This window comes from Ramlibacter sp. (assembly GCF_035706265.1).
Classification (GTDB): domain Bacteria; phylum Pseudomonadota; class Gammaproteobacteria; order Burkholderiales; family Burkholderiaceae_C; genus Ramlibacter.
In genome coordinates this window covers 1-7,255 of the sequence record NZ_DASSVG010000297.1, presented here as the reverse complement: position 1 = coordinate 7,255, position 7,255 = coordinate 1, and the positions used below count along the sequence as shown (strand labels likewise).

8 protein-coding genes and 1 pseudogene are annotated in these 7,255 nt (G+C 70.3%); 8 read left to right on the top strand and 1 reads right to left on the bottom strand.

Annotated features, from left to right (window positions below; genetic code table 11):
* The 8 genes and pseudogenes from VFM98_RS10920 to VFM98_RS10885 form a co-directional block, all read left to right on the top strand.
* Positions 1–421: pseudogene (locus VFM98_RS10920) on the top strand (3-oxoadipyl-CoA thiolase); the annotation flags it as partial.
* Between the two features lie 133 nt (positions 422–554).
* Positions 555–1,283, top strand: coding sequence for an SDR family NAD(P)-dependent oxidoreductase (locus VFM98_RS10915; RefSeq protein WP_325109948.1), 729 nt, complete (start codon positions 555–557; stop codon positions 1,281–1,283).
* Between the two features lie 31 nt (positions 1,284–1,314).
* Positions 1,315–2,310, top strand: coding sequence for a tripartite tricarboxylate transporter substrate binding protein (locus tag VFM98_RS10910; RefSeq protein WP_325109947.1), 996 nt, complete (start codon positions 1,315–1,317; stop codon positions 2,308–2,310).
* A gap of 165 nt (positions 2,311–2,475) precedes the next feature.
* Positions 2,476–3,426 (top strand): NAD(P)-dependent oxidoreductase, encoded by a 951-nt coding sequence (locus VFM98_RS10905; protein WP_325109946.1) that lies wholly within the window; start codon positions 2,476–2,478, stop codon positions 3,424–3,426.
* Complete coding sequence (locus VFM98_RS10900) at positions 3,423–3,662, top strand: hypothetical protein (RefSeq protein WP_325109950.1); 240 nt, start codon at positions 3,423–3,425, stop codon at positions 3,660–3,662. Before VFM98_RS10905 ends, VFM98_RS10900 begins: the two co-directional genes overlap by 4 nt.
* Complete coding sequence (locus VFM98_RS10895; RefSeq protein ID WP_325109945.1) at positions 3,659–4,930, top strand: serine hydrolase; 1,272 nt, start codon at positions 3,659–3,661, stop codon at positions 4,928–4,930. Before VFM98_RS10900 ends, VFM98_RS10895 begins: the two co-directional genes overlap by 4 nt.
* A 119-nt stretch (positions 4,931–5,049) precedes the next feature.
* Positions 5,050–6,210, top strand: a complete 1,161-nt coding sequence (locus VFM98_RS10890) for an SGNH/GDSL hydrolase family protein (protein ID WP_325109944.1) — start codon at positions 5,050–5,052, stop codon at positions 6,208–6,210.
* Between the two features lie 24 nt (positions 6,211–6,234).
* Positions 6,235–6,906, top strand: coding sequence for an OmpW/AlkL family protein (locus VFM98_RS10885; protein WP_325109943.1), 672 nt, complete (start codon positions 6,235–6,237; stop codon positions 6,904–6,906).
* Positions 6,907–7,088: 182 nt separating this feature from the next.
* Here VFM98_RS10885 and VFM98_RS10880 read toward each other — a convergent pair whose 3' ends face one another.
* Positions 7,089–7,250 (bottom strand): dihydrofolate reductase family protein, encoded by a 162-nt coding sequence (locus VFM98_RS10880; protein WP_325109949.1) that lies wholly within the window; start codon positions 7,248–7,250, stop codon positions 7,089–7,091.
* Between the last annotated feature and the right edge of the window lie 5 nt (positions 7,251–7,255).

Sequence of the window (7,255 nt, the reverse complement as noted above, 5' to 3'; positions counted from 1 at the left end):
GCTGCTGCTGGCCGACGAGGCCACGGCCGCGAAGAACGGCCTTACGCCGCGCGCCCGCGTGGTCGGCATGGCCGTGGCCGGCGTCCCGCCGCGCGTGATGGGTATCGGCCCGGCGCCGGCGACGCAGAAGGTGCTGGCGCTCACGGGCCTGAAACTCGAGCAGATCGACGTGATCGAACTGAACGAAGCGTTCGCGGCGCAGGGCCTCGCGGTGCTGCGCATGCTGGGCCTGCAGGACGACGACCCGCGCGTGAACCCCAACGGCGGTGCGATCGCCCTCGGCCATCCGCTGGGCGCCTCGGGTGCGCGCCTCGCCACCACCGCGGTGAACCAGCTGCATGCGAGCGGCGGCCGCTACGCGCTGTGCACGATGTGCATCGGCGTGGGGCAGGGCATCGCCGTGATCCTCGAGCGGGTGTAACTCCCCGGTGTTCACTCCCTCTCCCCTCCGGGGAGAGGGCAGGGGTGAGGGGCGCGGCGCCTGATCCGGCACCCTCACCCCAACCCTCTCCCGCAAGCGGGAGAGGGAGCTCTCGCATTTCCCGACTCGCTGAATGTCCAAGCCCCAAGCAACCCTCGTCACCGGCGGCAGCGCCGGCATCGGCCGCGCCATCTGCGAGGCCCTGCTCGCGCAGGGCCGCACGGTGGTCAACCTCGATTACCAGCTGCCGCAGTGGCAGCACCCGAAGCTGGCCTCGTTCCAGGTCGACCTCACGCAAGCCCAGGCCACGCGCGACAGCGCCGCCCAGGTGGCGCGCGAGTACGACATCGTCGCCCTCGTCAACAACGCCGGCGCCACCCGCCCGGGCACTGCCGACACGCAGACGGCCGAAGACCTGGCCTACGTCAACGCGCTCACGCTGCAGGCGACCCTGCTGCTCACGCAGGCCTTCCTGCCCTCGCTGCGCGCCTGCGGCCAGGGCCGCGTCGTCAACATGGCTTCGCGCGCGGCGCTGGGCAAGACCGAGCGCATCGCCTATTCCGCCGCCAAGGCGGGCCTGGTCGGCATGACGCGCACGCTGGCCATGGAACTGGGCGGCGACGGCATCACCGTCAACGCGATCGCCCCCGGGCCGATCGCCACCGAGCTGTTCCGCAAGAGCAACCCCGAGGGTGCACCACGCACCCAGCGCATTCTCGACAGCATCGTGGTCAAGCGCATGGGCACGCCGGAAGACGTGGCCCGCGCGGCGCTGTTCTTCCTGTCGCCGGACAACGGCTTCGTCACCGGCCAGGTGCTGTACGTCTGCGGCGGCACCACGCTCGGACTCGCACCCGTCTGATTCCGCTATTCCTCTCCCGAAGTACGAAACCATGAAGCAAATGCACGCATCCCGCCGCCAGCTGGTGCTGGCCAGCCTCGCCCTCGCCGCCACCGCCGCCGCGCCGCTGGGCGCCGCGGCCCAGGCCGCCTTCCCGACCAAGCCGATCACCATCGTCGTGCCGTTCGCGGCCGGCGGCACCACGGACATCCTGGCCCGCGTGATCGGCCAGGCCCTGCACAAGGAACTGGGCCAGCCGGTGATCGTCGACAACCGCGCCGGCGCCGGCGGCAACATCGGCGGCGCGCTGGCCGCCAAGGCCGCGCCGGACGGCTACACCCTGTTCATGGGCACGGTCGGCACGCACGCCATCAACCAGAGCCTGTACAAGAAGATGCCCTTCGACCCGATCAAGGACTTCGCGCCGCTGACGCGCGTGGCCATGGTCCCCAACCTGCTGGTCGCGCATCCGAGCAAGCCGTACAAGAACGTCAAGGAACTGATCGCCTACGCCAAGGCCAACCCGGGCCGGGTGAACTTCGGCTCCTCCGGCTCCGGCAGCTCGATCCACCTCTCGGGCGAGCTGTTCAACGCCCTGGCCAAGGTGGACATGGTGCACGTGCCCTACAAGGGCAGCGCGCCCGCCGTGTCGGACCTGATCGGCGGCCAGATCGACATCATGTTCGACAACATGCCGTCGGCCATCCAGCACGTGCGCGCCGGCAAGCTGGTGCCCCTGGCGGTGACCACGGCCAAGCGCTCGCCCGAACTGCCCAACGTGCCGACGATCGCCGAAGCGGGCGTGCCCGGCTACGAAGCGACTTCCTGGTTCGGCATGCTGGCCCCCGCCGCCACGCCGGCGCCCATCGTCGCCAAGCTCAATGACGCGCTGGTGAAGGTGCTGGCCCAGCCCGACGTGAAGAAGAAGCTGGCCGAGCAGGGCGCCGAGCCCTACAGCGAAAAGCCCGAGCAGTTCGCCGCGTTCATCCGCGCCGAAACGGCGAAGTGGAGCAAGGTGGTGAAGGAGTCGGGCGCCAGCGCCGACTGACCTCCGTCGTCCCCGCGCAGGCGGGGACCCAGGGCTCCCAAGGAAAGCGGCCATTGGCCGCTTTCGCTTTTCCGGGCCCCCGCCTGCGCGGTGGCGATGGCCGTCTCCGGGGTGACAGCATTCCCCTGATTGCCAGACCCGCGCCGGCGCAAGACACTGCCGGCCATGGCGAACCCCCTCGGATGGATCGGCCTCGGGCGCATGGGCGAGGCGATGGCGAGAAGGCTGCTCGCGGCCGGCTACGGCGTCAGTGTCTGGAACCGCACGCGCGCCAAGGCCGAGGCTCTCGCCTCGTACGGCGCCGAAGTGGTCGACCGGAAGACCGACCTGGCCGGCTGCGCGTGCGTCTTCACGATGGTCTCCACCACCGACGACCTGAAGGAAGTCCTGTTCGCCGAGGGCGGCCTCGTCACCGGCGCGAAGAAGCCGCGGCTCGTGGTCGACAGCTCCTCGATCTCGCAGGAAGGCTCGGCCGAGATCCGCGCCCGGCTCGAAGACCTGGGCGTGGCCTACCTCTGCGCCCCCGTCTCCGGCAACGCCAAGGTGGCGAAGGCCGGCAAGCTGCTGATCGTGGCTTCGGGCCCCAAGGCGCTCTACGACGAGGCCGAGCCCTGGCTGCGCGCGCTCGGCCGCAAGGCGCTGTGGGTGGGCGAGGGCGAGCTGGCGCGGATCTGGAAGATCGCCCACAACACCATGTTCGGCGTGGTGATCCAGAACCTGTGCGAGATCACGGTGCTGGCCGAGAAAGCCGGCATCCCGCGCCACGTGTTCCTGGAGAGCATCAACGATTCGGTGCTCGGCTCCATGTACACCCGCTACAAGACGCCGGTGCTCACGCATCTGTCTTTCGACCAGGTGACCTTCACGCCCCGGCTGCTGCTGAAGGACATGGACCTCGGCATGGGCGCGGCCCGCGCGCACGGGGTGGCGATGCCGGCCGCCGCGGCCACGCGCGAATCGATCGCGCGGCTGGTGGGCCGCGGCCACGAGCAGGTCGATTTCGCCATCCTGCTGCAGGAGCTGGCGCGCGACGCCGGCCTGGAACTGCGGCCCGAGGACGTGCCCGTCGACGACGGCCTCGGCACCGATCCCGCCACCCTGCGCAAGCCGGAATGAAAAGCTTCGTCTACAACGGCCAGCCCGGGCGGGTGGTGTTCGGCGCCGGCGCGCTGGCGCGGCTGCGCCCGCCGTGCTGCGGCCTGCCCTGGCCTGCAACGCCCAGGGCGCACCCGAGGCCATGCGCCGCGCTCGCGCTGCAGAACCAGTATCCCAACCCGCGCCCCCTCGAGCGCACGGCCCTCCGGCACCTGCTGCAGGATGCCTTCGAGGGCAATCCACCGGAGCTTCCATGACCGAAGGCTTTCTCGAATTCGACGGTGTCCGCTACCTGGACGGCCACGCATCCGATCCGCGCCGCCTGGGCTGGATGGAAGGCACGCCGCCGCCGGCGGACAGGCAGGTCCGCTTCGCCGACGACCGCTTCCTCGAGTTCCCGCAGATCCGCTGGAGCCTCTCGCACATGCGCGAGCTCATGCCCACCGTCAACGTCTGGCGCGGCGAAGGCCCCGCCAGCGCGTTCGCCGAAGGCAGCATGGAAGACGAAGCGATCGACCGCCTCGCCTTCACCGACCTGCATGGCCGCCAGCGCCGCTGGGACGAGTCGCTGGCCGACACCTACACCGACGGCATCCTGGTGCTCCACCGCGGCCGGCGCATCTACGAACGCTATTTCGGCGCGCTGCAGCCGCACGTTCCGCACGCGTGCTTCTCCATCACGAAGTCCTATGCGGCCACGCTCGCCGCGACGCTGGTGCACGAAGGCGTGCTGGACGAGAACCAGCGCGTGCCGCACTGGCTGCCCGAAATGCGCGGCACGGCGTACGACGACGCCACGCTGCGCCAGCTGATGGACATGCAGATCGGCGTGGCCTACTCCGAGCTCTACGCCGACCCGAAGGCGCAGATCTGGGATTACGCGCGCGCCGGCGGCCTGCGCCCGCGTCCGGAAGGTTATGCCGGCCCGCGCAGCTTCTACGAGTACCTGCCGACGCTGCAGCCCGAGGGCCGGCACGGCGAAGCCTTCGCGTACAAGACCGTCAACACCGAGCTGATGGCGTGGATCATGAAGCGCGCCACCGGCGTGCCGCTCGCGCAGATGCTGTCCGAGCAACTGTGGGCGCCGCTCGGCTGCGAGCAGGATGGCTACCTCTCGGTCGACCCGGTGGGCGTGCCCATGGGCGGCGGCGGGCTCAGTGCCACGCTGCGCGACCTGGCGCGCTTCGGCCAGATGATGCTGCGCGAGGGCGACTGGAACGGCCGCCAGCTCGTGCCCGCCGCCGTGGTGGCGGACATCCGCCGCGGCAGCGACCCGGCGAAGTTCGCGAAGGCGGGCTATACGCTGCTGCCAGGCTACTCCTACCGCAACAAGTGGTGGGTCTCGCATAACGAGCTCGACGCGTTCGAGGGCCGCGGCATCCACGGCCAGCGCCTTTACGTCGCCCCGAAGGCCGACATGGTGGTGGCGCGCTTCGCATCGCATCCGGTCGCCAGCAGCGCCGCCAACGACCCGATCACGCTGCCTGCGATGCTGGCGCTGGGGCGCATGCTGCGCGCACGCTGACGCCCTTGTTGTCTTTCCGAACACAACGCGCGCAAACCCGCATGGGCGCCGCCGCGCGCTGCCGGTATCCTTTGCCGTTTCAGAATCGAACGGTCGTTCTATTTTTTCGGAGACTCATGATGCAACAAGGAAGACGCCCCCTGCTGGCCGTCCTCGTCGCCGCGGTGGCGCTGCTGGCGGGATGCGGCGGCGGTGACGACATCGGTCCGAAGACCGACATAGCGCGCGTGGTGGTCGCGGGCGACAGTCTGGCGGACTCGGGCACCTTCGGCGCCCGCTTCACGGTGCAGAACTCGGCCGACCCGGCCAATCCTTTCCCCGTCTTCTCCGAGATCGTCCAGCGCAACTTCGACGCGCCGGCCCTCTGCCCCTTCTTCGTGGCCACCAGCGCGACCAACGTGGTGGAGAACCCCACGCCCGGTTGCACCAACTTCGCGGTCGGCGGCGGCCGCATCCACCTGCACGACTCCGACGCCACGCCCGACCTGCCGCAGACCAGCATCCCGGCGCAATTGCAGCGCGCGGGCGAGGTGATCGGCACCTACGCGCCCACAGACCTCGTGCTGGTCGATGGCGGCGGCAACGACGCCGCGGACCTCGTCACCGCCTTCCTCGGTGCGGGCACCGGCGCCGCGGGCCTGCAGAACTACCAGAACTTCCTGCTGCAGGAGCTCGATCCCGCCACGCTGCAGGCCACGCTGCCGCAGACCAACGGCGCCGCGCTGGCCGCCGGCCTCTACATGCAGGCGCTGGCCGACACCTACTACGACGCGATCAAGGTCAATGTCCTCGACCGCGGCGCCACCCACGTCGCGGTGCTGAACATGCCGGACGTGACGTTGATCCCCGGGCTGCAGCCCGCATTCGCCGCCGTGTCCAACGCCAACGGCGGCGGCGCGGCCGGCGCGGCCGCGGTCGCCACCTTCCAGGCGACGGTGCGGCAATGGCTGCAGGCCTTCAACACGCAACTGGCCGCGCGCGTCGGCAGCGACGGCCGCGTGGCGATCGTCCCCTTCTTCGCCGACATCAACGAGGAGATCGGCAATCCCGAGTCCTTCGCCCTGACCAACGTTACCGGGATGGCGTGCGTCGACGCCCTCGGCGTGAACTCCGGGGCCGCCTGCACCTCCGCGGCGCTCGACGCCGCCCCGCCCGCGGGTCTGGCGCCCGGCTGGTGGCGCACCTGGGCCTTCGCCGACCCGCTGCACCCCACCCCGTTCGGCCACCAGCTGCTGGCCGCCTCGGTGAACCGCGCGCTGGCACGCGCGGGCTGGCTCTGATCCGCCGCTGAAAGGAGAACAACGATGGACAAGAAGAAATTCCTCGCCGCCGGCGCGATGGCGCTGGCCGCCGCCGGCGCGCACGCGCAGGCCGCCGGCACCTGGTTCGGCGGCATCGGCGTGACGCGCATCGCGCCCGACGTCTCCAGCGGCAACCTGGGCGCGCCATCCGCGCCCGGCACCAAGATCGACGTCGGATCGGACACGCAGCCGACGCTCTTCATCGGCCGCATGATCACCGACAACATCTCGTGGGAAGTGCCGATCGGCGCCGGCTTCAAGCAGAGCATCCGCGGCGACGGCGCCATCGCCGGCGTCGGCGAGATCGCGACGGTGCGCGTGCTGCCGATCACGGTGTTCGCGCAATACCGCTTCCTGGAGCCCACGAGCCGCTGGCGGCCCTACGTGATGCTGGGCCTGACTTACGCCTACAGCTACGGCGAGCGCGGCTCGGCGGCCCTGAACGGCGTGAACCCCGCGAACCCGCCGGGCGGCAACACCCAGCTCGATGTCGATTCGCGCTTCGGCCTGACGCCCGGCCTGGGCGTCACGTTCAACATCAACGACCGCTGGTTCGTCGATGCGCAGTACGCGAAGTCCTTCCTGAAGACCAAGGCCACGCTCAGCACCGGCCAGACCATCGAAGCGAAGGTCAACCCGAACGTGTACCGGCTGGCGGTGGGGATGCGGTTCTGAGGTTGGGAAAGAAGGCGCTGGCTGTCTCGTAGGCTGGCGCTGAGCCGCGCCGCAAGGCGCGCGCGAAGCCCAGCGATGCGCGAGCGCAGCGCAGCGCTGGGCTTCGGTCTTCCGGGGCTGGCGCCCCGCAAGACGCTCAGCACCAGCCTACCCCGCGCCTTCCGCCGCGTGGACCGCAAGACCTACCGGCTCAACACGACATGCAGCGCGTTCTCGGTGCCCACATGCCGCGTGCACCGCAACCCGAGCGCCAATAGATCGATCCCGGCCAGCAGCGCCTCGCCGCGCCCGAGCACGGTCGGCGAGATCGCCAGGTGCATCTCGTCGACCAGGCCGGCCTGCAGGTACT